General features: G+C 62.9%; 17 protein-coding genes. 12 read left to right on the top strand and 5 right to left on the bottom strand.

The genetic code is table 11. The annotated features are described in order from the left end of the window. The 3 genes from ACF8R4_RS05285 to ACF8R4_RS05295 are packed head-to-tail and all read left to right on the top strand — an operon-like array spanning position 1 to position 3,591. The gene (locus ACF8R4_RS05285; RefSeq protein WP_060497900.1) at positions 1-1,905 is read left to right on the top strand and encodes an ATP-binding protein; all 1,905 of its coding nucleotides are present in this window, start codon (positions 1-3) and stop codon (positions 1,903-1,905) included. After that, entirely contained in the window at positions 1,902-3,230 is a 1,329-nt protein-coding gene (locus ACF8R4_RS05290) for a sigma-54 dependent transcriptional regulator (RefSeq protein ID WP_060497901.1), read from the top strand. The genes ACF8R4_RS05285 and ACF8R4_RS05290 overlap by 4 nt, the downstream gene beginning before the upstream one ends. Positions 3,231-3,255: 25 nt before the next feature. Next, positions 3,256-3,591, top strand: coding sequence for a GlpM family protein (locus tag ACF8R4_RS05295; protein ID WP_104833329.1), 336 nt, complete (start codon positions 3,256-3,258; stop codon positions 3,589-3,591). Between the two features lie 25 nt (positions 3,592-3,616). Here ACF8R4_RS05295 and ACF8R4_RS05300 read toward each other — a convergent pair whose 3' ends face one another. Then, positions 3,617-4,612, bottom strand: coding sequence for an alpha/beta fold hydrolase (locus ACF8R4_RS05300; protein ID WP_156867759.1), 996 nt, complete (start codon positions 4,610-4,612; stop codon positions 3,617-3,619). A 196-nt stretch (positions 4,613-4,808) separates the two neighbouring features. On the opposite strand from ACF8R4_RS05300, the gene metR reads away from it, so the two are divergent. Next, a complete protein-coding gene (gene metR, locus ACF8R4_RS05305; RefSeq protein ID WP_392491831.1) occupies positions 4,809-5,726 on the top strand; it encodes a transcriptional regulator MetR in 918 nt (305 codons plus the stop codon). On the opposite strand, the gene ACF8R4_RS05310 is transcribed toward metR, so the two are convergent. Next, the gene (locus tag ACF8R4_RS05310) at positions 5,710-6,123 is read right to left on the bottom strand and encodes an NUDIX domain-containing protein (RefSeq protein WP_104833330.1); all 414 of its coding nucleotides are present in this window, start codon (positions 6,121-6,123) and stop codon (positions 5,710-5,712) included. The genes metR and ACF8R4_RS05310 overlap by 17 nt on opposite strands. A gap of 238 nt (positions 6,124-6,361) precedes the next feature. Here ACF8R4_RS05310 and ACF8R4_RS05315 point away from each other — a divergent pair, with 238 nt between their 5' ends. Beyond that, positions 6,362-7,981 (top strand): FMN-binding glutamate synthase family protein, encoded by a 1,620-nt coding sequence (locus ACF8R4_RS05315; RefSeq protein WP_016713720.1) that lies wholly within the window; start codon positions 6,362-6,364, stop codon positions 7,979-7,981. A 41-nt stretch (positions 7,982-8,022) separates the two neighbouring features. On the opposite strand, the gene ACF8R4_RS05320 is transcribed toward ACF8R4_RS05315, so the two are convergent. Next, a complete protein-coding gene (locus tag ACF8R4_RS05320; RefSeq protein WP_060497906.1) occupies positions 8,023-9,441 on the bottom strand; it encodes an amino acid permease in 1,419 nt (472 codons plus the stop codon). Between the two features lie 392 nt (positions 9,442-9,833). Here ACF8R4_RS05320 and ACF8R4_RS05325 point away from each other — a divergent pair, with 392 nt between their 5' ends. From ACF8R4_RS05325 to ACF8R4_RS05335, 3 genes are all read left to right on the top strand, one after another. Then, positions 9,834-12,980 (top strand): transglycosylase domain-containing protein, encoded by a 3,147-nt coding sequence (locus ACF8R4_RS05325; protein ID WP_060497907.1) that lies wholly within the window; start codon positions 9,834-9,836, stop codon positions 12,978-12,980. 89 nt (positions 12,981-13,069) lie between these two features. Then, entirely contained in the window at positions 13,070-13,615 is a 546-nt protein-coding gene (locus ACF8R4_RS05330; protein ID WP_060497908.1) for a PadR family transcriptional regulator, read from the top strand. Continuing rightward, on the top strand, positions 13,608-14,369 hold the full coding sequence (locus tag ACF8R4_RS05335; protein ID WP_060497909.1) for a siderophore-interacting protein: 762 nt from the start codon (positions 13,608-13,610) through the stop codon (positions 14,367-14,369). The genes ACF8R4_RS05330 and ACF8R4_RS05335 overlap by 8 nt, the downstream gene beginning before the upstream one ends. A gap of 57 nt (positions 14,370-14,426) precedes the next feature. Here ACF8R4_RS05335 and ACF8R4_RS05340 read toward each other — a convergent pair whose 3' ends face one another. Both ACF8R4_RS05340 and ACF8R4_RS05345 read right to left on the bottom strand, forming a co-directional pair. Beyond that, a complete protein-coding gene (locus tag ACF8R4_RS05340) occupies positions 14,427-15,062 on the bottom strand; it encodes a Pr6Pr family membrane protein (protein WP_060497910.1) in 636 nt (211 codons plus the stop codon). A gap of 1 nt (position 15,063) precedes the next feature. Then, complete coding sequence (locus tag ACF8R4_RS05345; protein ID WP_003252112.1) at positions 15,064-15,285, bottom strand: VF530 family DNA-binding protein; 222 nt, start codon at positions 15,283-15,285, stop codon at positions 15,064-15,066. Positions 15,286-15,449: 164 nt separating this feature from the next. On the opposite strand from ACF8R4_RS05345, the gene ACF8R4_RS05350 reads away from it, so the two are divergent. The 4 genes from ACF8R4_RS05350 (at position 15,450) to lon (ending at position 24,062) form a co-directional block, all read left to right on the top strand. Further along, the gene (locus tag ACF8R4_RS05350) at positions 15,450-17,498 is read left to right on the top strand and encodes a TonB-dependent receptor (RefSeq protein WP_060497911.1); all 2,049 of its coding nucleotides are present in this window, start codon (positions 15,450-15,452) and stop codon (positions 17,496-17,498) included. Positions 17,499-17,716: 218 nt separating this feature from the next. After that, the gene (locus ACF8R4_RS05355) at positions 17,717-19,051 is read left to right on the top strand and encodes a carbohydrate porin (protein WP_392491836.1); all 1,335 of its coding nucleotides are present in this window, start codon (positions 17,717-17,719) and stop codon (positions 19,049-19,051) included. 29 nt (positions 19,052-19,080) lie between these two features. Further along, positions 19,081-21,492: a glucose/quinate/shikimate family membrane-bound PQQ-dependent dehydrogenase gene (locus ACF8R4_RS05360; protein ID WP_392491837.1), complete on the top strand. Its 2,412-nt coding sequence runs from the start codon at positions 19,081-19,083 to the stop codon at positions 21,490-21,492. A 149-nt stretch (positions 21,493-21,641) separates the two neighbouring features. Then, positions 21,642-24,062 carry an endopeptidase La gene (gene lon / locus ACF8R4_RS05365; protein WP_119368939.1) on the top strand — a complete coding sequence of 807 codons (2,421 nt, stop codon included), beginning with the start codon at positions 21,642-21,644 and terminating at the stop codon, positions 24,060-24,062. Positions 24,063-24,162: the final 100 nt, after the last annotated feature.

The raw sequence follows: 24,162 nt of genomic DNA on the forward strand, positions 1-24,162 counted from the left end.
ATGAAATGCGACCCTTCGCTTCTTCTCCCTGCCAAGCCTGCCGTGAATTCCCGCCTGCTCCGTCAATTGCTGCTGCCGCCCTTGATCATCCTGCTGATGGTCGGCCTGGGAATGGCTGGCTACCTGATCAGCGAAAGCAACGGCATTCGCACCCTCAGCGAAAACGGTGAGCGCCAGCTGGAGCTGCACGCGCGCGCGGTCGAAAGCGAAATCAGCAAGTACACCTACCTGCCGAGCCTGCTGGAGCTGGAAGACAGCGTCTCGCACCTGCTCACCGACCCGGACGGCGGCTCACGGCAAACGGTAAACGAATACCTTGAGGGCCTGAATCGGCGCAGCCGCAGCCGGGCCATCTTCGTTCTCGATACCAATGGCCGGGTACAGGCCACCAGCAACTGGCGCGACGCCGACTCGTTCCTGGGTGAAGACCTGTCGTTCCGCGCCTACTTCCAGACAGCCGTGCGCGGTGAGCCTGGGCGTTTCTATGGCATCGGCAGCACCACTGGCGAGGCTGGCTACTACCTGGCTCATGGCCTGGAGGAGCACGGCAAGATCATTGGCGTGGCCGTGATCAAGGTGCGCCTGGACACGCTTGAGGAGCGCTGGCAACGTGCCCGTCTGGAGGCGTTCGTCAGTGACGAGAACGGCATCATCATCCTTTCCAGCGACCCGGCCAGACGCCTGAAGTCGGTGCGCCCGCTGACCCCGCAAATCAAGGAGCGCCTGGCGCGCAGCCTGCAATACTACTGGTGGCCGCTGAACGAGTTGCAGCCACTGGCCCGGGAAACCCTGGCCGATGGCGTGGAAAAACTGACCTTCCCGGCCAACAGCGAAACCGCAAAAGGCAAACCTCACGAGGTTGCCTACCTGGCACAGACCCGTCGCCTGGTGGATACACCCTGGCATTTCACCCTGCTGACCCCGCTGCAGGACCTGCGTCGCGAGTCCATGGTGCAGGGCATTCTGGTGGGCGTGGCGTTCGCCTTGCTGGCGATCCTCGGCATCGCCTGGAACGAACGACGCAAGGTCATCGCCACCCGCCTGGCAGCCCGTGAAGCCCTTGAGGAAGCGAATAGCCAGCTGGAGCGGCGGATTGCCGAGCGCACCGCCGACCTGCGCGCCAGCAACGAACGCCTGAAGGGGCAAATTCGCGAGCGCCGGCATGCCGAGCAAACCTTGCGCCACGCCCAGGATGAGTTGGTGCAGGCCGGTAAGCTGGCGGCCATCGGGCAAATGTCCACCAGTATCGCCCATGAGCTGAACCAGCCGCTGGCCGCGTTGCGCACCTTGTCTGGCAACACGGTGCGTTTCCTCGAACGTGGGGCACTGGAAACCGCCAGCACCAACCTGCGCACCATGAACGACCTGATCGACCGCATGGGCCGTATTACTGCGAGCCTGCGCTCCTTCGCCCGGCGCGGCGATGACAGCGGCCAGGCCTCGCTGGCCAAGGCAGTGGAAGCCACCTTGCAAGTATTGGCCAACCGCATCAGCGCCTGCCATTTGCAGCTGCACCACCAGTTCGACGACCAGCAACTGGCTATCGACCAGACGCGTCTCGAACAGATTCTGGTCAACCTGATCGGCAACGCGCTTGATGCCATGGCCGCGCAACCACTGCCCGAGCTATGGCTGGAAGGCGAACTGCAGGGCGACAAGTACCGCTTGCAGGTGCGCGACAATGGCCACGGCATCGATGCCGAGGCGCGCAAGCACCTGTTCGAACCTTTCTTTACCACCAAACCGGGCGAACATGGCCTGGGCCTGGGCCTGACCTTGTCGGCGAGCCTTGCCGCCGCCGCCAAGGGCAGCCTCAACGTCGAGCACCCCGCCACTGGCGGCACGGCCTTCGTCCTGGCCCTACCCCTGGTTTCTCCCCCTAGCGAATCGGCAGAGCACCCATGAACCAAGCGCCTCTTACCGTCCTGATCGTCGAAGACGATCCGCATGTGCTGCTCGGCTGCCAGCAGGCGCTGGCGCTGGAAGATATCGCCTGCGAAGGCGTGGGCAGCGCCGAGCAGGCGCTGGAACGCATCGGCGACGATTTCGCCGGGATTGTCGTCAGTGACATCCGCCTGCCGGGCATGGACGGCCTGGAACTGCTCAACCGCCTGAAGGCCCGTGATCGGAGCCTGCCGGTGGTGTTGATCACCGGCCATGGCGATATCGACATGGCCGTCGGCGCCATGCGTAACGGCGCCTACGACTTCATGGAAAAACCGTTTTCCCCCGAGCGCCTGGTCGATGTGGTGCGCCGCGCACTGGAGCAACGCGGGCTGTCGCGAGAAGTGGTGGCCCTACGCCGCCAACTGGCCGAGCAGAGCAGCCTTGAGGGCCGCATCATTGGCCGTTCCCCCGCAATGGAGCACTTGCGCGAACTGATCGCCAACGTCGCCGATACCTCAGCCAACGTGCTGATCGAAGGCGAAACCGGCACTGGGAAAGAGCTGGTCGCACGCTGCCTGCACGATTTCAGCCGCCGCCAGAGCCAACCGTTCGTGGCGCTGAACTGTGGCGGCTTGCCGGAAAACCTGTTCGAAAGCGAGATTTTTGGCCATGAGGCCAACGCCTTCACCGGCGCCGGCAAACGCCGCATCGGCAAGATCGAGCACGCCAACGGCGGCACGCTGTTCCTCGACGAAGTGGAGAGCATGCCGATCAACCTGCAAATCAAGCTGCTGCGCGTGCTGCAGGAACGTACCCTGGAACGATTGGGCTCTAACCAGAGCATCCCGGTGGATTGCCGGGTAATTGCCGCGACCAAGGCCGACCTCGACAGCCTGGGCCAGAGCGGCCAGTTCCGCAGCGACCTGTATTACCGGCTGAACGTGGTCACCCTGGAGCTGCCGCCACTGCGCGAACGCCGCGAAGACATCCTGCAACTGTTCGAACACTTCCTGCAGCAGTCGGCCCTGCGCTTTGACCGAGAACCCCCGACGCTGGACAGCCAGACTTTGTCGCGCCTGATGGCCCACGATTGGCCAGGCAATGTGCGCGAATTGCGCAACGTGGCCGAACGCTATGCGCTTGGCCTGCCGGCGTTCAAGAAAGGCCCCAGCAGCGGCGCCAGCCAGGGTTTGGGCTTTGCCGAGGCGGTGGAGGCGTTTGAACGCAACCTGCTCAGCGATGCCCTGCAACGCACCGGGGGCAACCTGAGCCAGGCCAGCCAGGAGCTGGGCATGGCCAAGACCACGTTGTTCGACAAAGTGAAGAAATACGGCCTCGGATGACCTCAACCCAAACGGGAATAACAACGTGGACCTGGTATTCAAAGCGGCCCTGGGCGCTGGCGTGGTACTGCTGCTAGCGGTGCTGTCAAAGACGCGTAACTACTACATCGCCGGGCTGGTGCCGCTGTTCCCCACCTTTGCCCTGATTGCCCATTACATTGTTGGCAAGGGGCGCAGCATTACCGACCTGAAGACCACCATCCTGTTCGGCATGTGGTCGATCATTCCGTATTTCGTGTACCTGGCAACCTTGTATGTACTGGTTGACCGCCTGCGCCTGGAGGCATCGCTGGCACTGGCCACGGTGGCCTGGCTGATGGCCGCGACCGTGCTGGTGACCTTGTGGGTGCGGATGCACTGAAACAGGCCGGCTGACGCATAGCAGTTCAAAGCCCGGCAATATGCGTCACGTCCTGCCGATGCGCTTGCAGATAAGGCAACACAGCCCCCAGCAGCGGTGCCTTGAACGGCTCCTGGAAGCGATGCGCCAGCCCTGGTATCAAGCGCAGCTGGCTGCCTTGTATATGCGCCGCCAGGTGCACGCCATGCATCACCGGCAGCAACGGGTCAGCCGTGCCGTGCACCACCAGGGTCGGCACCCTCAACTGGTTCAATAGCTCGACGCGGCTTGGCTCGGCCAGAATCGCCATGATCTGGCGCTTGGCCCCGTCCGGGTTGAACGCCCGGTCGTAGGCCACCGCTGCCTGGTGCAGCAACACGGCACGGTCGTCCCGCACCTCAGGGCTGCCCAACGCCGCCAACAAGTCTGCCTGCTGCTCGATGGCCACCTCGCGGCTGGGCGCGCTGCGCCGGGCCAGTAACTGCACCAGCGCCGGATCCGGCGCTGGCAGCCCCGCCGCGCCTGAGCTGGACATGACCAACGTCAGGCTGCGCACGCGCTCGGGAGCCATGGCCGCCAGGTGCTGGGCGATCATGCCGCCCATGCTCACGCCCAGCACATGAAACTGGCGCACCCCCAAGGCGTCCATCAGGCGTAAGCCATCGTCTGCCATGTCGGTCAGCGTATAAGGCGCCGCCACTGGCAGGCCCAGCTTGTAACGCAGCAGCTCCACCGTCAGGTTGGCCGACGGCGGCATCTGGTTCCAGCGTGACAGCCCCACATCGCGGTTGTCGTAGCGAATAACCCTGAAACCTTGGCGGCACAATGCCTCGACCACATCGTCCGGCCAGTGGATCAGTTGCCCGCCCAGGCCCATGACCAGTAGCAAGGCCGGATCACGCGGCGCGCCCACGCTCTGGTACACCAGGCTGACCGCGCCCAGCTCGGCGCGCTGCACCGGTACACGGGCGTCACAACGCTGTCCGGCGAAGCTGGCAGGTACGCTGAAAAGGAAGATAAGAAAAAGCCAATAAGCCCGCATGAAAGAAACACCAGAATGCAGATACCCAGTAGAGCGCGAGTCTGATGAATTCTGTTCGGGCGCGCTGCCACAGTTCGGTGACAGTTTCATGACTCCCGCCAGACGGTGCGGCTGAACGCCCAGTCGACAGGCACGGCAACATGAGAGAAACTCAACTCATTCCCTGTTTCTTCAATCCTACACCCCGGAGTCAGCTGTGTTGGAGATCCGTCACCTGAAAACCCTTCATGCCCTGCGCGAAGCCGACAGCCTGGTGGAAGCCGCCGAGCGCCTGCACCTGACCCAGTCGGCGCTGTCGCATCAGTTCAAGGAGCTGGAAGAACGCATGGGCCTGCCGCTGTTCGTGCGCAAAACCAAGCCGATCCGCTTCACCAGTGCCGGGCTGCGCCTGCTGCAACTGGCTGATGCCACCCTGCCCCTGCTGCGCGGCGCCGAGCGCGACATTGCGCGCCTGGCCGGTGGCACCGCCGGACGCCTGCACATGGCCATCGAATGCCACAGCTGCTTCCAGTGGCTGATGCCGACCATCGACCAGTTCCGCGATGCCTGGCCGGAAGTGGAGCTGGACCTGGCCTCCGGCTTTGCCTTCGCCCCGCTGCCGGCCCTGGCACGCGGCGACCTCGACCTGGTAGTGACTTCCGACCCGGTGGACCTGGCAGGTATCACGTATGTACCGCTGTTCACGTACGAAGCGATGCTGGCCGTGGCCAACCAGCACGCGCTGGCCAGCAAATCCTACATCGTGCCGCAAGACTTGCTCGACCAGACGCTGATCACCTACCCGGTGGAGCGCGACCGCCTGGACATTTTCACCCGCTTCCTGGAACCGGCCGACATCGAGCCGGCTGCGGTGCGCACCTCGGAACTGACGGTGATGATGATGCAACTGGTGGCCAGCGGCCGTGGGGTCTGCGGCATGCCGCACTGGGCGCTGCACGAGTACAGCTCACGCGGCTATGTGAAGGGCAAGCGCCTGGGTGAAAAAGGCCTGTTCGCCACCCTTTATGCTGCCGTGCGCACCGACATGCTCGATGCGCCGTACATGCGCGACTTCCTGTTGACCGCCAAAGATACCTCGTTCGCCACGCTTGATGGCGTCAGCGCGGTGCGCTGACTGCCTGGCGGTACAGCGGCAGTATCAGGTCCCGGGTCAAAGGCGCCAGCGTTAGGGCTGGTGCTTGATCGGCGGCCAGCCACACCACCTCGTCGATCTCCGCAGCCGGCGTTACCGGCGCGGCGCTGTCGACACGGAACAGTTCGGCTTGCACCTCGAAACCTGGTTCGTTCGCGGCCGGTGCACTGAACCGGCCCAGGTGCACGGCTTGGTCCGCGTTGATGCTCAGCCCCAGCTCTTCATACAGCTCACGCACCAGCGCCTGCACCGGTGATTCGCCGGCATCGATCTTGCCACCTGGCTGCATGAAGGCCTCGGTGCCGCGCTTGCGCACCAGCAAGGTACGGCCCTGGGGGTCGATCAGCAGGGCAGCGGCGATGCGGATGATGTTGGGCATGGGAGGGCTCGCTGGAAACAATGGCCGGGGAGGATCCCATGAGGATCATTGGCCTGACAAGGCCAGCGCCACAAGAAGACCGCTGCTCCCACAGGGCATGTGTTCCGGCTGTGGTCATGCCCTCGACTCGAGAATGATTTTCGCTACCCCGATTTTAATTTGCAGCGCCCCGCAACTTGGCTATGGTCGGGGTTTGCCCCAGGCCCTGAGCCTGACCGCGCCATCGTAAGGACCCCGTATGAGCCTGTCACTTCTCAGTCGCTATGCCTTCTTCGCCGCCTGTGTGCTGTTCACCCTGGCGAGCCTGCCCTTCACCCACCACGAATGGCTGTGGCCGTTCACCCTGACCACTGGCATCCTCAGCCTGATCGGCGTATTCGACCTGCTGCAGCAACGCCATGCGGTGCGCCGCAACTACCCGATCCTGGGCAACATCCGCTACCTGGTCGAAGCCATTCGCCCGGAAATTCGCCAGTACCTGCTGGAATCGGACAGCGACGCCTTGCCGTTCTCCCGCGCCCAGCGTTCGCTGGTGTATGCCCGGGCGAAGAACGAGGCCTCGGACAAGCCGTTCGGCACCCTGATTGACGTGTACGAGTCCGGCTTCGAGTTCATCGGCCACTCCATGCGCCCGGCGCCACTGGCCGACCCGTCCAGCTTCCGCGTCATTGTCGGCGGGCCGCAGTGCAGCCAGCCGTACTCGGCATCGATTTTCAACATTTCAGCAATGAGCTTTGGCTCGCTCAGTGCCAACGCCATCCGCGCCCTCAACCAGGGTGCCAAGCTGGGTAATTTCCACCATGACACCGGCGAGGGCAGCATCAGCCCTTACCACCGCGAGCACGGTGGCGACCTAGTCTGGGAACTGGGCAGTGGCTACTTCGGTTGCCGCACGCCAGACGGGCGCTTCGACCCCGAACGCTTCGCCGCCCAGGCGCGCAGCCCGCAGGTGCGCATGATCGAGATCAAGATGAGCCAGGGCGCCAAACCCGGCCATGGCGGCATCCTGCCCAAACACAAGGTCACCCAGGAAATCGCCGAGACCCGTGGCGTGCTGATGGGTGAGGACTGCATCTCGCCGTCGCGCCACAGCGCTTTCTCTACGCCAATCGAGATGATGCAGTTCATCGCACAGCTGCGTGAATTGTCCGGGGGCAAGCCCGTCGGTTTCAAATTCTGCCTGGGCCACCCCTGGGAGTTCATGGGCATCGCCAAAGCCATGCTGGAAACCGGCATCCTGCCCGACTTCATTGTTGTCGATGGCAAGGAAGGCGGCACCGGCGCGGCGCCGGTGGAATTCACCGACCATATCGGTGTGCCGCTGCGCGAAGGGCTGCTGTTCGTGCACAACACCCTGGTGGGCCTGAACCTGCGCGACAAGATCAAGCTCGGGGCCAGCGGCAAGATTGTCAGCGCCTTCGACATCGCCAGCGTACTGGCGATTGGCGCTGACTGGGCAAACTCGGCGCGCGGCTTCATGTTTGCCATCGGTTGCATTCAGTCGCAGAGCTGCCACACCAACAAGTGCCCGACTGGGGTGGCGACACAAGACCCACTACGCCAGCGTGCGCTGGTGGTGCCGGACAAGGCCCAACGGGTGCTGAACTTCCATCACAACACCTTGCGTGCCCTGGCTGAAATGCTTGCCGCGGCAGGGTTGGAGCACCCTGCGCAACTGGAGGCCAAGCACCTGGTGCGGCGCATCTCGGCCACCGAGATCAAGCTGTTCTCGCAGATGCATGTGTTCTTGAAGCCGGGGGAGTTGCTGACGGGCGAGGTGAACGGGCAGTTCTATTCACGCATGTGGCAACTGGCGCGGGCGGACAGTTTTGAACCGCACAGTGAAGTAGCTGCCTGAGGAAAGCCCCGGGGCTGCTGTGCAGCCCCGGCTATTTCAGGTCAGGACGCGGTATTTGCTACACCTTGAACTTCTTTCGGCGCCAGACGGAACGCGTAATACAGCACCGTCAACAGCACCAGGAACGCCGGGCCGATGTACAGGGCCACGCGGGTATCCTCGAAGTACGCCATCAAGCCAACCACCAGCACCAGGAACGCCAGCGCCAAGTAGGAGCTCAGCGGCCACAGCCACATGCGGTACTTCAGTGCCTTGCGCTCGGCAGTGGTAAGGCCTGCGCGGAACTTGAGCTGTGCGAGCAGAATCATCACCCAGGTCCAGATCGCACCGAAGGTTGCGATCGAGGTGACCCATACAAAGACCTTCTCCGGCACCAGGTAGTTGGCCAGTACACCCAGCAACAGCGCGCCGATCGACAGCAGCAGCGCATTGCGCGGTACGCCATTCTTCGAAGTACGGGCGAAGGCCGCTGGCGCCTGGCCGTTCTGCGCCAAGCTGTAGAGCATGCGCCCGGTGCTGAAGATGCCGCCATTGCACGACGACAGTGCCGCTGTGATGACCACGAAGTTGATGATGCCGGCCGCAGTCTTGATACCAAGGCGCTCGAAGGTCATCACGAACGGGCTGCCCTGGCTGCCGATCTCGTTCCACGGGTAGATCGACAGGATCACGAACAACGCACCCACGTAGAACAGCAGGATCCGCCAGAACACCGAGCCGATGGCCTGCGGGATGGTCTTTTGCGGGTTACGTGCTTCGCCGGCGGTCAGGCCGATCATTTCCACGCCCAGGTAAGCGAACATCACCATCTGCAGCGACATCAGCACGCCGGTCACGCCATTGGGCATGAAGCCACCGTTGCTCCACAGGTTGGAAATGCCCATAGCCACACCGTCATTGCCAAAACCAAAGGCAATGATGCCGATACCGCCCAGGACCATGGCGATGATGGTGACGATCTTGATCAGGGCGAACCAGAACTCGAATTCACCGAAGGCCTTCACCGCTACCAGGTTGACCGCGCCCATGCTGCTCAGCGCCGCCAGGGCCCAGATCCAGCGGGGTACGTCGGGGAACCAGATGCCCATGTAGATGGCCACTGCGGTAATTTCGGCAACGCAGGTCACCAGCCACAGGAACCAGTAGTTCCAACCGGTGAGGAAGCCCGCCAGCGGGCCCAGGTAGTCCTGGGCATAACGGCTGAAGGAGCCGGCGACAGGGTTGTGCACGGCCATTTCGCCAAGGGCGCGCATGATCACAAGGATGGCCAGGCCACCGATGATGTAGGACAGCATGATCGCAGGGCCGGCCATTTCGATGGCCTTGGCCGAACCCAGGAAAAGACCGACGCCGATACAGGCGCCCAGCGCCATCAGACGGATGTGCCGTTCGCCCAGTTCACGCTTGAGCGGGCCGCCTTCAGTGGCAGGGCCGTGGGCAGGGTGGTTGCCGACTGGCATAGCAATACAACCTCATTTTGTTATTGGATTTGACCTTCGTGCAGCACCCGCCATGCCGATAGGCGTGGCGTTGGCTTGCCAGGCTGGCCTTGTGGGCCGGCCCGTATGCCGGAATAGAGCGCCCGGCAGGTCGAAGGGGGCGAGCAGTATAGGAAGAGCGTTGTAGGGGTTTTCACTGTATATGTGCAGAAATTTGGCGAGAACCCCGGGATCGCGTCGCACTCATCACGATCGCGCGGGCACCATAGCAACATCCCGGTACGAAGAAACCCACACCAAAGCCGCATAGCCCTACCTCGTCTTTCTTCCCTTCCTACAAATTTTTCACCCCACCCGCTCAACGTCTAAGCTTCAGACAAGCAAGACGAAAATACCTGGCCGGATAGAAGACTATGGGCGCACTGTGGCAATCGGAACCAACCAGAACGGAAGCACCCGAGATACCTCCGGCCGAGACGCCACAACCCAAGTCACCCCGTCAGCGTCGGCTATGGTGGCGGCTGATCATCCTTATCCTGCTGGTGGCGCTGGTTGCCATCGGCTTTGCGGCGTATGACGAATTCCGCACGTCCGAGCTGCAATCGCGAGAGTTCAGCAAACTGGCCGGCACGCTGACCTATTCGCTGCAGCCAGGCCCGAGCGATGCCATCGTGTACCCGGGTGAAGGGCCGTTCGACAAACGCCTGGGCTACAGCGCGTTGGGCGAGTTCCTGCCACGGCTGCTCAAGCGCGACTACCTGATCAGCGAGCAGGTGAAGTTCTCGCCAGCGTTGATGAACTACGTCGATCACGGGCTGTTCGTGCCCTACATCGAGAAAATCCAGGCCGGCCTGTCGATCACTGACTGCCGTGGCGACACGCTGTACCAGTACAACTACCCGCAGCACCTGTACCCTGATTTTGCGGCGATCCCGCCGGTGATGGTCAACAGCCTGCTGTTCATCGAAAACCGCGACCTGCTCGACACCCAGGACCCGCGCAACAACCCGGCCGTGGACTGGCCACGCTTTGCCAAGGCAGCCTACAGCCAGGTGGCCAAGCACCTGGCGTTGCCCGGCCAGTCCGCTGGCGGGAGTACCTTGGCCACGCAGCTGGAAAAGTACCGCCACTCACCAGACGGCCTGACGGTCTCGGGGGCCGAGAAAATCCGCCAGATGATTTCCGCCAGCGTGCGCGCCTACCAAGGCGGCCCTGACACGACTGCGGCTCGTCAGCGTATCGTGCGTGACTACCTCAACAGCGTGCCTCTCTCGGCTGTACCGGGGCATGGCGAAGTGCATGGCATGGCCGAAGGCCTGCGGGTGTGGTACGGCGCCGACTTCGACCAGGTCAACCAGGCCCTGACTTCCACGGCCAGCGACCCCGAGAGCATGGCCGCACGCGGCCTGGCCCTGCGCCAGGTGCTGTCACTGATGATTGCCCAGCGCCGCCCCTCGCATTACCTGTCCAAGGGCCGGGGCGAGCTGGCAGAACTCACCGATTCGCACATCCGCGTGCTGGCCGCCAATAAGGTGATCGAACAGCCCTTGGCCGATGCCGCACTGGCCAGCAAGGCGGTGTACCGCGACTGGGTCGCGCAGCCGACCATCGTGCCGATTGTGACCAACAAGGGCATCAGCCTGGCACGCAACCGCCTGGCCGCCATGCTCAACCGCCCTTTGTACGACCTCGACCGCCTCGACCTGTCGGCCACCAGCACCTTGCAGGCAGATTTGCAGTTGCAAGTGAGCCAGTACCTGAAGAACCTTGCCGACCCCGAATTCGCAGCGCAGATCGGCCTGATCGGCGAGCGACTGCTGACCAGCAAGACCACCGACCAGGTGAGCTACAGCTTTACCCTGTTCGAGCGCACCGGCGACGGCTCACGGGTGCGGGTGCAGACCGACAGCACCAACCAGCCTTTCGATATCAACGAAGGCAGCAAGCTGGAGCTGGGCTCGACTGCCAAGCTGCGGGTGCTGACCACCTACCTGGAAATCATCGCCGAGCTGCACGACAAGTACGCGGGCAAACCCGCCGCCGAGTTGAAAAAGGTCGAAGTCGCCGAACTCGACCGCATTACCCAGTGGTCGCTGGAGTGGCTTGCACAAAACAGCAAGAACCAGAGCCTGGATGCCATGCTTGATGCGGCGCTGGAGCGCAAGTATTCCGCCAACACCGGTGAAGCCTTCTTCACCGGTGGCGGCATGCACGTGTTCAACAACTTCCGCAAGGAAGACAACAACCGCAACCCGACGCTCAAGGATGCCCTGCGCGAATCGATCAACCTGCCGTTCATCCGCCTGATGCGCGACCTGGTGCGCTACGTGACCTACCAGCAGCCGTACAACCGCGTGCCGCTGCTAAAGGACGACGCCGACCCGCGCCGCCAGGAATACCTGGCCCGCTTCGCGGACAAGGAAGGTACCAATTACCTGATGCGCTTCTGGAAGAAATACCAACGCAAGACCTCGCAGCAGCGCCTGGACACCTTCCTCGACAGCATGCGCGTAACGCCGCAGCGGCTGGCGGCAGTGCACCGCTACCTGTTCCCCGAAGCCGGCCAGGAAACCTTCAATGCCTTCGTCCGTGCCCACCTCAAGGGCGACAAGATTGCCTTGGGCAAGCTGACCGACGGTCGCCTGTCGGAAATGTACGACGCCTATGGCCCAGGCAAGTACGACCTGCCTGATCAAGGCTACATCGCCAAAGTCCACCCGCTCGACCTGTGGCTGCTCGGCTACTTGCTGAAGAACCCCAGCTCGACCCTGACCGAGATGGTCAACGCCAGCCGCTTCGAGCGCCAGGAGGTGTACGGCTGGTTGTTCAAGAGCCGCCACCAAGGCGCCCGCGACAGCCGCATCCGCACCATGGTCGAGATCGAAGCCTTCCTCGACATCCACCAACGCTGGAAACGCGTGGGCTATCCATTCGACCACCTGGTGCCTTCGCTGGCCACTGCCATCGGCAGCTCGGGCGACCGCCCTGCTGCCCTTTCCGAACTGGTCGGCATCATCCAGAACGACGGCGTTCGCCTGCCAACCTTGCGTATCGATACCCTGCACTTTGCGGCCAATACACCTTACGAAACCAAGCTGATCACCGACCCTGACCGGGGTGTGCGGATTCTGCCGGTTGAAGTCGCGCGTGCCCTGAAAGGCGCCATGTCGCAAGTGGTAGACGCAGGTACCGCACGGCGTATTTCCGGCAGTTTCAAGCTGCAGGACGGCACGCCACTGGTGATGGGTGGCAAGACCGGTACCGGTGACAACCGCATCGAAAGCTTCGGCGCCGGCGGCCGGTTGATTGGCTCGCGCTCGCTGAACCGTACCGCCACTTTCGTGTTCTTCCTGGGCGACAACCACTTCGGCACCCTCACCGCCTTCGTCCCGGGGCGCTCGGCAGAGGCGTTCAAATTCACCTCGGCGCTGCCGGTGCAGGTGCTTAAGGGCATGGCCCCGATCCTCATGCCGTACCTGCAGCCGGGCAATCCGAATGAATGCAAACCGCCGCAGGTTGCCGTGCACACACCCGCAGCTGGGAACGTATCGAATGAATAGATGATAATCATTGGCATTAAAGGGCTTGTCTTTAGATATATCTTGAGTAATATCTTACGATATATCGCAAACGACGGAGCCCTGTCCCCATGCGCGAACACACCCCCCATGATCCCTTCGAACGGCGCCCTGGCCGTGGCGAGCGCGGCCCACGCGTTTTCGCCCCCGGAGACCTCAAGCTATTGATGCTCGACCTGCTGGCCCAACAGCCCGGCCACGGTTACGACCTGATCCGCCAGATCGAAAACCTGTTCGACGGCAGCTACAGCCCAAGCCCCGGGGTGATCTACCCCACGCTGAACTTCCTTGAAGAAGCCGAGCTGATCAGCGGCCAGATACAGGGCAGCAAACGCCTCTACGCCATTACCGATGCCGGCCGCCATGCGCTGGCCGAGCAAGCTGTCGCGCTGGATGGCGTGCGTATGCGCATCGAAGTCAGCAAACGCGCCCTGCGCGGCCATGACCGCCCGCCAGAAATTCACGAAGCGGTCGGCAACCTGCGCCACGCACTGCACATGCACAGCGGCCGCTGGACACCGGAAGAAATCGAACGGGTTCGCGACCTGCTCAACCATACCGCCAAGGCCATTGCCTCCGGGCCGGCCGAACCTGTCAGGGAGCCCCCCCATGAGTGACACCATCCACCGCGTCAATCACGAGATCCGCCAACGCCGCCTGCAGGTACTGCGGGTCACCGACCTCACCCCGCGCATGCGCCGCATCACCCTGGGTGGTACCGAGCTGCAAGGCTTCACCAGCGTGGGCAGCGACGACCATATCAAGCTGCTATTCGCCGAAACGCCAGAACAACAGCAGGCTATCGAGGCCCGTAATCTGGGGCGTGACGGTGGTGCACGGCCCACCATGCGCGAGTACACACCACGGCGTATCGACTTGGTGGCCAATGAGCTGGATATCGACTTTGTGCTGCACGGTGACGGCCCTGCCTCCACCTGGGCTGCGCAGGCCGCGCCGGGGCAAACCCTGCATATCGCCGGGCCACGGGCCTCAATGGTGGTGCCGGACATTTTCGACAGCTATTTGCTGATTGGTGACGAAACGGCCATTCCGGCAATTGGCCGTCGGCTGGAAGCGTTGCCAGCGGGCCGCCAGGTGCTGGCGGTGATTCAGATCGAAGATGAGCAGGAGCGCCAGCCACTGCCGAGCAAGGCTCAGGTTGAAGTGATCTGGGTGCGCCGCCAGCAGGAAGATTTGCTGGCACTGGTGAAGAACCTGACCTTGCCGCAAGGCCGGTTGTATGGCTGGGTGGCGCTGGAAAAAGCCCTGACCCGCCAGGCCAAGGCGCTGCTGCTGGAAAAAGGGGTGCCGGAAGATGCGCTGAAGGCTGCGGCCTACTGGCGTGCTGACGGGACTGCGGACGACGAATAAACTGTCGTTTCCAGGTCCGGCCTCTTCGCGGGCAGCCCGCGAAGAGGCCGGGACAGGCTAAGCAAACTTGTACCTCCCACGCCACAGATCCAGCCCCAGCAAAACGAGACCAATCCCCCAGAACCCCGCCAACACGCCCAAGGCATTGAGCATCACCTGCCCATACCCCAGGCTCGCCACATCGATGAACGGATAGGCATACACGCCAATCTCGCTCCCCCGCCACAGCGCATAGGCAAAGTACACCGCCGGGTATATCGCCCAGACCGCCAGGTGCCATAGCCGCAACGTGCCCTTGCGCACCTCGCACCACCAATACAAGGCATACAGCACCGGCATCACGTCGTGCAGCAGTTCATCCGCCAGCCACTGCCAGCCTTGCGGCTGCCACAAATGGCGCAACAACAGGCTATAGGCCAACGCAACCAGCAGGATGCTGGCAGCAATGGCTGAACTCACCGAAGGAGACAGGAAAAAACGCTTGGCACGCCCTTCCCGCCCAAACGCTGCATAACTGAGCACCGTCGCCACCAAGGTATTGCTCAGCACGGTGAAGTACCCGAACACGTTGATCAGGCCGCCAATCAGGCTGGCCTGTTCCTGCCAGCGCGCCACCAGCACCAGGTACACCTGCACAGTCAGACCGAACCAGCCCAGTACAGCCATACCGCTCAGCCATGGACGCTGTGCCATGTCAGGCCTGGCGCTGCAGCTTCACATACAACTGCTCGACCTTTTCCCGCGCCCACGGTGTTTTGCGCAAGAAGGTCAGGCTCGACTTGATGGTCGGGTTGCTCTTGAAGCAGCGCACATCGATGCGTTCGGCCAGGCCCTGCCATTGGTAGTGCGCCACCAGCTCGGTAAGGATCTGCTCAAGGGTCTTGCCGTGTAGCGCGTTGTGTTGGGCCGTGCTCATGCTGTGCTCCGTAGGAAAGATGCGCACCTTACACGAGTGTAGTGGTGGGTGGGATCAGTCGACTCGACAGAAAAACCGCTGGCCATGGGCAAAACCTCTGTGCTGAAATGCATATGTTATGTTGTAACATTACAGAAGCCTCTGCCAAGGAACGCCCCATCCCCATGCTGTACTCACCGCTTCGCCTCTCCCCACTTGCCGTCGCGCTCTGGCTGGCTGCATCGCCCAGCCAGGCCGTGGAACTCGAACCCCAGGTCATCACCGCCAACCCGCTGGGCAATCGCCAGCTGGCCGCTCCCAGCACCGTGCTTGAAGGCGACAACCTGTTGCAGCAACAGCACGGCAGCCTCGGTGAAACCCTGAACAAACAGCCCGGTGTCGCCTCCACCTGGTTCGGGCCGGGCGCCAGCCGCCCGGTGATTCGTGGCCTGGACGGCGACCGCATTCGTATACTGCGCAATGGCGTCGGCGCGCTGGATGCCTCGTCGCTGTCCTACGACCATGCCGTGCCGCTGGACCCGGTCACCGTCGACCGTGTCGAGATCGTCCGTGGCCCTGCCGCCCTGCTGTACGGCGGTAACGCCATCGGCGGTGTGGTCAACACCTTCGACAACCGCATCCCGGATACGCCCATCGAGGGCATTCACGGTGCCGGTGAGCTGCGCTACGGCGGCGCCGACACCACCCGCAGCAGCGCTGGCAAGCTGGAGGCCGGCAACGGTGCCTTTGCCCTACACCTGGATGCCAACAGTCGCCAGTTCAACGACCTGCGCATCCCCGGCTATGCCCGCAGTTCCAAGGTACGTGACGCTGACGAGCCCGGCAGCAAGCACCGCCTGGAAAACAGCGACGGTCGCCAGGATGGCGGTGCGGTCGGTGGCGCGTACCATTGGGATCACGGCTACGCTGGCCTGTCCTACAGCGGCTATGACAGCAACTACGGCTCGGTGGCCGAATCCGGCGTGCGCCTGGACATGAAGCAGGACCACTACGCCTTCGCCTCCGAACTGCGCGACCTCGACGGCCCGTTCAGCTCGGTCAAGGTCGATGCCGGCTACACCGACTACGAACACAGGGAGATTGAAGAAGGCGAGGTGCACACCACCTTCAAGAACAAAGGCTACGAAGCACGCATCGAAGCCCGCCACCAACCGCTCGGGCCGGTGGAAGGGGTGATTGGCGCCCAGGTCAGCCGCAACGCGTTCTCTGCCCTGGGCGAAGAAGCCTTTGTCCCGCACACCGATACCGACAGCCTGGCGCTGTTCATGCTAGAACAGTGGCAGGCCACAGAGCGCCTGAACCTGAGCCTGGGTGCACGCATGGAGCACACCCGGGTAGACCCAGACGCCAAAGGCAACGAAAACTTCGTCGATGCCGACAGCGCCAGCAGCTTCAACGCTTTCAGCCTGTCGTCAGGTGCGGTGTACCAGCTTGACCCGATCTGGTCGCTGGCCGCCAACCTCGGCTACACCGAACGCGCCCCGACCTTCTACGAGCTGTATGCCAATGGCGCACACGTGGCCACTGGCGCCTTTGAAGTTGGCGATGCCAGCCTGAACAAGGAAAAGGCCATTTCCACCGACCTGGCACTACGCTTCGATAATGGCACGCACAAAGGCAGTGTCGGGGTGTTCTACAGCCACTTCCGCAACTACATCGGATTGATCGGCACTGGCAACACCCGCGAAGGTGGGCATGACCACGACCATGGCGAGGATGACCATGACCACGATCATGACCACGACGGCTTCCCGGAGTACCAGTACCAGGGCGTGCGTGCGCGCTTCTATGGCATCGAAGCCCAGGACCGCTGGCAACTGGCCGAGAACCGTTACGGCAGCTTCGCGCTGGAACTCTCCGGCGACTACACCCGGGCCAAGAACCTCGACAGTGGCGAGCCGCTGCCACGCATCGCCCCGCTGCGCCTGAACAGCGGGCTGGTCTGGGAACTGGACCGCTGGCAGGCACGGGTCGATGTGCACCATGCGGCATCGCAACACCGCAAGCCGGCCAACGAAACCAGCACCGATGGCTACACCACACTGGGGGCGAGCGTTGGCTACCGCTTCGAGGTTGGCCAGAGCCAGTGGCTGGCGTTTGTGCGCGGTGAAAACCTGACCGACCAGACCGTGCGTTATGCCAGCTCTATTCTGCGCGACATTGCCCCGGCGCCAGGACGCAGTGTGGAAGTCGGCCTGCGTACTACCTTCTGAAATCGCGGGGGCGCTTTGCGCCCCCTACAGACCATTGTTACCAGACAAACAATAATGCCCTGCGACATTTTGTCTTTTTTTCTTACAACTTCCCCTATATCCTCCTCGCCGCAAGCTGAAACGCTTCATCGCAACCCTCTTGTCGCCATATCCATTGAAGGCCCCGCCCTTCGATGCGCTTGCCGGTTTTTTCAATAATCAAAAGATAGCGCTATCTCATGTTTCAACTGCCCAAACCCTGTTACATCGGCCTTGCCCTCAGTGCCTTGGCGACACCCGCCAGTGCCAGCGAAATGTTCGCCAACGACTCCCCCTGGATGCTCGGCGACTGGGGCGGCAAACGCAGCGAATTGCTGGAAAAAGGCTACGACTTCACCCTCGGCTACACCGGCGAGATGGGCAGCAACCTGCACGGGGGCTACGACCACGACCGCACGGCGCGCTACAGCGACCAGTTCACCTTTGGCAGCCACCTCGACCTGGAAAAGATCCTGGGCTGGCATGACACCGAGTTCCAGCTGACCATCACCGAACGCCACGGCGACAACATCAGCAACGACCGCATCAACGACCCTCGCGTCGGCGGCTTCACCTCGGCCCAGGAAGTCTGGGGCCGTGGCGAAACCTGGCGGCTGACGCAGATGTGGATCAAGCAGAAGTACTTCGACGGCGCACTGGATGTGAAATTCGGCCGCTTCGGCGAAGGCGAGGACTTCAACAGCTTCCCCTGCGACTTCCAGAACCTGGCCTTCTGCGGCTCGCAGGTGGGCAACTGGGTGGGCGGTATCTGGTACAACTGGCCGGTCAGCCAGTGGGCCCTGCGCGTGCGCTACAACCTGAACCCGGAGCTGTACGCGCAGGTCGGCGTGTTCGAGCAGAACCCTTCCAACCTCGAATCCGGCAACGGCTTCAAGCTCAGCGGCAGCGGCACCCAGGGCGCGGTAATGCCAGTCGAACTGGTATGGACCCCACGTATCCAAGGCCTGAAAGGGGAATATCGCGCCGGCTACTACTACAGTAATGCCAAGGCACAGGATGTTCTGAAGGACAGTAACGGCCAGCCGGCAGCCCTGAGCGGCGCCGCCTACCGCAGCAGTTCCAGCAAACACGGCATGTGGCTCGGCGCCCAGCAGCAGGTGACTTCGCTGGCCTCCGACCAGTCGCGTGGCCTGAGCCTGTTCGCCAACGCCACGGTGCATGACAAGAAGACCAATGCCATCGACAACTATGTGCAGGCAGGACTGGTATACAAAGGGCCTTTCGACGCCCGCGCCAAGGACGACATCGGCTTCGCCCTGGCCCGCGTGCACGTCAACCCTGCCTACCGCAAGAACGCCTGCCTGGCCAACCAGGCCGCCGGCCTCGATGACTACGACAACCCCGGTTTCCTGCCCGTGCAGGACACCGAATACAGCGCCGAGCTGTACTACGGCATTCATTTGGCCGACTGGCTCACGGTTCGCCCCAACCTGCAGTACATCCGCCACCCGGGCGGGGTGTCGCAGGTCGATGGCGCCCTGGTCGGCGGCCTGAAGATCCAGAGCAGTTTCTAACCCCTTTTTGACCTGACGGAGAACCTACGATGAGCACTGAAAGTGCCAACAATGGAAGCCGCTGGCTACCGCGCCTGATGGGCGCGCTGCTGTTGCTGATGGGCCTGGCCCTGCTGGCCGGCGGCATCAAGCTGAGCCAGCTGGGTGGATCGCTGTACTACCTGATCGCCGGTATCGGCTTTGCCCTGTCGGGCATCCTGCTGCTGGCTCAGCGCCGTATCGCCCTGGGCCTGTATGGCGTGGTGCTGCTGGCCAGCACCGTCTGGGCCCTGCTCGAAGTGGGCCTGGACTGGTGGCAACTGGTGCCACGCCTGGCCATCTGGTTCGCCATCGGCTTGGTGCTGCTGCTGCCATGGGCACGTCGCCCGCTGATCGGCCCGGCCAGCAAAGCCAACACTGCGCTGCTGAGCGTTGCCGTGGTCGCATCCGGCGCTTGCGCGATCGCCAGCCAGTTCACCCACCCCGGTGAAGTGTTCGGCGAACTGGGCCGCGAAAGCAGCGAAATGGCCAGTGCCGCCCCGGCCATGCCCGACGGCGAATGGCAGGCCTACGGCCGTACCGAACATGGCGACCGCTACTCGCCACTGCGCCAGATCACCCCGCAGAACGCCTACCGCCTGGAAGAAGCCTGGCGTATTCGTACCGGTGACCTGCCGACCGAGAACGACCCGGTGGAGTTGACCAACCAGAACACCCCGCTGAAGGTCAACGGCATGCTCTATGCCTGCACCGCGCACAGCCGCCTGCTGGCCCTGGACCCGGACACCGGCGCCGAAATCTGGCGCTACGACCCTCAGGTCAAAAGCCCGGTCGGCACCTTCAAGGGCTTTGCCCACATGACCTGCCGTGGCGTTTCGTACTATGACGAAAACCGCTACGTCAGCCGCGACGGCAGCCCGGCACCGAAAATCACCGATGCAGGCCAGGCCGTGGCCCAGGCCTGCCCGCGCCGCCTCTACCTGCCTACCGCGGATGCCCGCCTGATCGCCATCAACGCCGACAACGGCAAGGTGTGCGAAGGCTTCGCCAACCAGGGCGTGATCGACCTCACCACCGGCATCGGCCCGTTCACCGCCGGCGGCTACTACTCCACCTCGCCTGCTGCAGTCACCCGTGACCTGGTGATCATCGGCGGCCACGTGACCGACAACGAGTCGACCAACGAGCCGTCCGGCGTGATCCGCGCCTACGACGTGCACGACGGCCACCTGGTATGGAACTGGGACAGCAACAACCCGGACGACACCAAGCCATTGGCCCCCGGCAAGCAGTACAGCCGCAACTCGGCCAACATGTGGTCGATCGCCAGCGTCGATGAAGACCTTGGCATGATCTACCTGCCGCTGGGCAACCAGACCCCGGACCAGTGGGGTGCCGACCGCACACCGGGCGCCGAGAAGTACAGCGCCGGCGTGGTCGCGCTTGACCTGGCCACCGGCAAAGCCCGCTGGAACTACCAGTTCACCCACCACGACCTGTGGGACATGGACGTTGGCAGCCAGCCGACCCTGGTGCACCTGAAGACCGACGATGGGGTGAAACCGGCAATCATCGTACCGACCAAGCAAGGCAGCCTGTATGTGCTCGACCGCCGAGACGGCACGCCGATCGTACCGATTCGCGAAATCCCTACCCCGCAAGGCGCGGTGAAGGGCGACCACACCTCGCCGACCCAGGCGCGCTCCGACCTCAACCTGCTTGGCCCTGAGCTGACCGAACAGGCCATGTGGGGCGCCACGCCGTTCGACCAGATGCTGTGCCGCATCCAGTTCCGCGAGCTGCGCTACGAAGGCCAGTACACCCCGCCGTCCGAGCAGGGCTCGCTGATCTACCCAGGCAACGTCGGCGTGTTCAACTGGGGCAGCGTGTCGGTTGACCCAGTGCGCCAGCTGCTGTTCACCTCGCCCAACTACATGGCCTTCGTGTCGAAGATGGTCCCGCGTGAGCAAGTTGCCGAAGGCAGCAAACGCGAAAGCGAGACCAGCGGTGTGCAGCCGAACACCGGCGCACCGTACGCCGTGACCATGCACCCGTTCATGTCGCCACTGGGCGTACCGTGCCAGGCCCCGGCCTGGGGCTACGTTGCCGCTATCGACCTGTTCACCAACAAGGTGGTGTGGAAGCACAAAAACGGTACCACCCGCGACAGCACCCCGGTCCCGATCGGCCTGCCGGTTGGCGTGCCGAGCATGGGCGGCTCGATCGTGACCGCGGGTGGCGTCGGCTTCCTCAGCGGCACCCTCGACCAGTACCTGCGCGCCTATGACGTGAACAACGGCAAGGAACTGTGGAGCGCGCGCCTGCCAGCAGGTGGCCAGGCCACGCCGATGACCTACACCGGCAAGGATGGCAAGCAGTACGTGCTGGTGACTGCCGGCGGCCATGGTTCGCTGGGCACCAAAATGGGCGATTACATCATCGCTTACAAATTGGCTGAATAAGCTGCAAGTCATAAGCTTCAAGCTGCAAGAAAAAAGCGGGGCCAATGCGGTCCCGCTTTTTTCTTGCAGCTTGAAGCTTGAAACTTGAAGCTTGAAACCCATCCCCCTCTGCCCCATCTAAGCACCATAGTCATTCACGCAGGTGCCCCATGAGCGACCAGCAGGATTTCCCGGAACACCCCGACGAACACAGCGAAGTCGAACACACCACCACGCAGGCCGAAACTGGCCATGCCCTCGCCCTGCCCGGCCAGCAGCTGCCGGACAAGGTCTATGTGATCCCGATCCACAACCGCCCGTTCTTCCCGGCCCAGGTACTGCCGGTCATCGTCAACGAAGAACCTTGGGCCGAAACCCTCGACCTGGTGGCCAAGTCGCCCGACCACTGCCTGGCACTGTTCTTCATGGACACCCCGCCAGAAGACCACCGCCACTTCGACACCGCCGCGTTGCCGCAGTACGGCACGCTGGTCAAGGTGCACCATGCCAGCCGTGAGAACGGCAAGCTGCAGTTCGTTGCCCAGGGCCTGACCCGGGTACGCATCCGCACCTGGCTCAAGCACCACCGCCCGCCCTACCTGGTTGAAGTCGAATACCCGCGCCAGCCCGCCGAGCCCACCGACGAGGTCAAGGCCTACGGCATGGCGTTGATCAACGCGATCAAAGAGCTGCTGCCGCTCAACCCGCTGTACAGCGAAGAGCTGAAGAACTACCTCAATCGCTTCAGCCCCAACGACCCGTCGCCGCTCACCGATTTCGCCGCCGCGCTCACCTCGGCTACCGGCAACCAGTTGCAGGAAGTGCTCGACTGCGTACCCATGCTCAAACGCATGGAAAAGGTGCTGCCGATGCTGCGCAAAGAGGTGGAAGTCGCGCGCCTACAGAACGAGATCTCGGCCGAGGTCAACCGGCAGATCGGCGAACACCAGCGCGAGTTCTTCCTCAAGGAACAGCTCAAGGTCATCCAGCAAGAGCTGGGTTTGACGAAGGACGACCGCAGTGCCGACCTCGAACAGTTCGAGCAGCGCCTGGAAGGCAAGACCTTGCCACCCCAGGCACGCAAGCGCATCGACGAAGAGATGGGCAAGCTGGCCATTCTTGAAACCGGCTCGCCCGAGTACGCTGTTACACGCAACTACCTCGAATGGGCCACCGCCCTGCCGTGGGGTGTTTACGGCAAGGACAAGCTCGACCTCAAGCATGCGCGCAAGGTCCTCGACCAGTACCATGCCGGCCTCGACGACATCAAGGAACGCATCCTCGAGTTCCTCGCCGTGGGGGCCTGGAAAGGCGAGATCAGCGGCTCGATCGTGCTGCTGGTCGGCCCGCCCGGGGTGGGCAAGACCAGCATCGGCAAGTCCATCGCCGAGTCGCTTGGCCGGCCGTTCTACCGTTTCAGCGTTGGCGGCATGCGTGACGAGGCCGAGATCAAGGGCCATCGCCGCACCTACATCGGCGCCCAGCCCGGCAAGCTGGTGCAAGCCCTGAAAGACGTCGAAGTGATGAACCCGGTGATCATGCTCGACGAAATCGACAAGATGGGCCAGAGCTACCAGGGCGACCCGGCTTCAGCGCTGCTGGAAACCCTCGACCCGGAGCAGAACGTCGATTTCCTCGACCACTACCTCGACCTGCGCCTGGACCTGTCCAAGGTGCTGTTCGTGTGCACTGCCAACACCCTCGACTCGATCCCCGGCCCACTGCTCGACCGCATGGAAGTGATCCGCCTGTCCGGCTATATCACCGAGGAAAAACTGGCCATTGCCAAACGCCACCTGTGGCCCAAGCAGCTGGAAAAGGCCGGCGTGGCCAAGACCAGCCTCAGCATCAGCGACAGCGCCCTGCGTATGGTGATCGAAGGCTACGCCCGCGAAGCCGGCGTGCGCCAGCTGGAGAAGCAACTGGGCAAGCTGGTGCGCAAGGCCGTGGTCAAATTGCTGGAAGACCCTGAAGCCAAACTGAAGATCGGCACCAAGGACCTGGAGGCCGCGCTCGGCACGCCGGTGTTCCGTAGCGAGCAGGTACTGGCTGGCAAAGGCGTGATCACGGGCCTGGCCTGGACCAGCATGGGCGGCGCCACGCTGCCAATCGAGGCGACCCGCATTCACACCCTCAACCGTGGCTTCAAGCTGACGGGCAAGCTGGGTGACGTGATGAAGGAGTCGGCCGAAATTGCCTACAGCTATGTCAGCTCCAACCTCAAGCAATTTGGCGGTGACCCAGGCTTCTTCAACGAAGCGTTCATCCACCTGCATGTACCTGAAGGGGCTACGCCCAAAGATGGCCCGAGCGCTGGCATCACCATGGCAAGTGCCCTGCTGTCGCTGGCCCGCGACCAGGCGCCGAAAAAAGGCGTGGCCATGACCGGCGAGCTGACTCTCACCGGCCAGGTGCTACCGATTGGTGGTGTGCGCGAGAAGGTGATTGCGGCGCGGCGGCAGAAAATCTTCGAGCTGATCTTGCCAGAGCCTAACCGAGGGGACTTCGAAGAACTGCCGGACTATTTGCGCGAAGGCCTGACGGTTCACTTCGCCAAGCGCTTTGCCGATGTGGCCAAGGTCCTGTTCTAACCTGCACTGGCCTCTTCGCGGCTTCAGCCGCGAAGAGGCCGGCACTGACAACACAAAACCCAGCAGCATCGGTTATCCTCGGGCCATCGCCAGCCCCCGG

The sequence above is a fragment of the Pseudomonas sp. FYR_2 genome (genome assembly GCF_043106425.1).
In the GTDB taxonomy this organism is placed as follows: Bacteria; Pseudomonadota; Gammaproteobacteria; order Pseudomonadales; family Pseudomonadaceae; genus Aquipseudomonas; species Aquipseudomonas monteilii.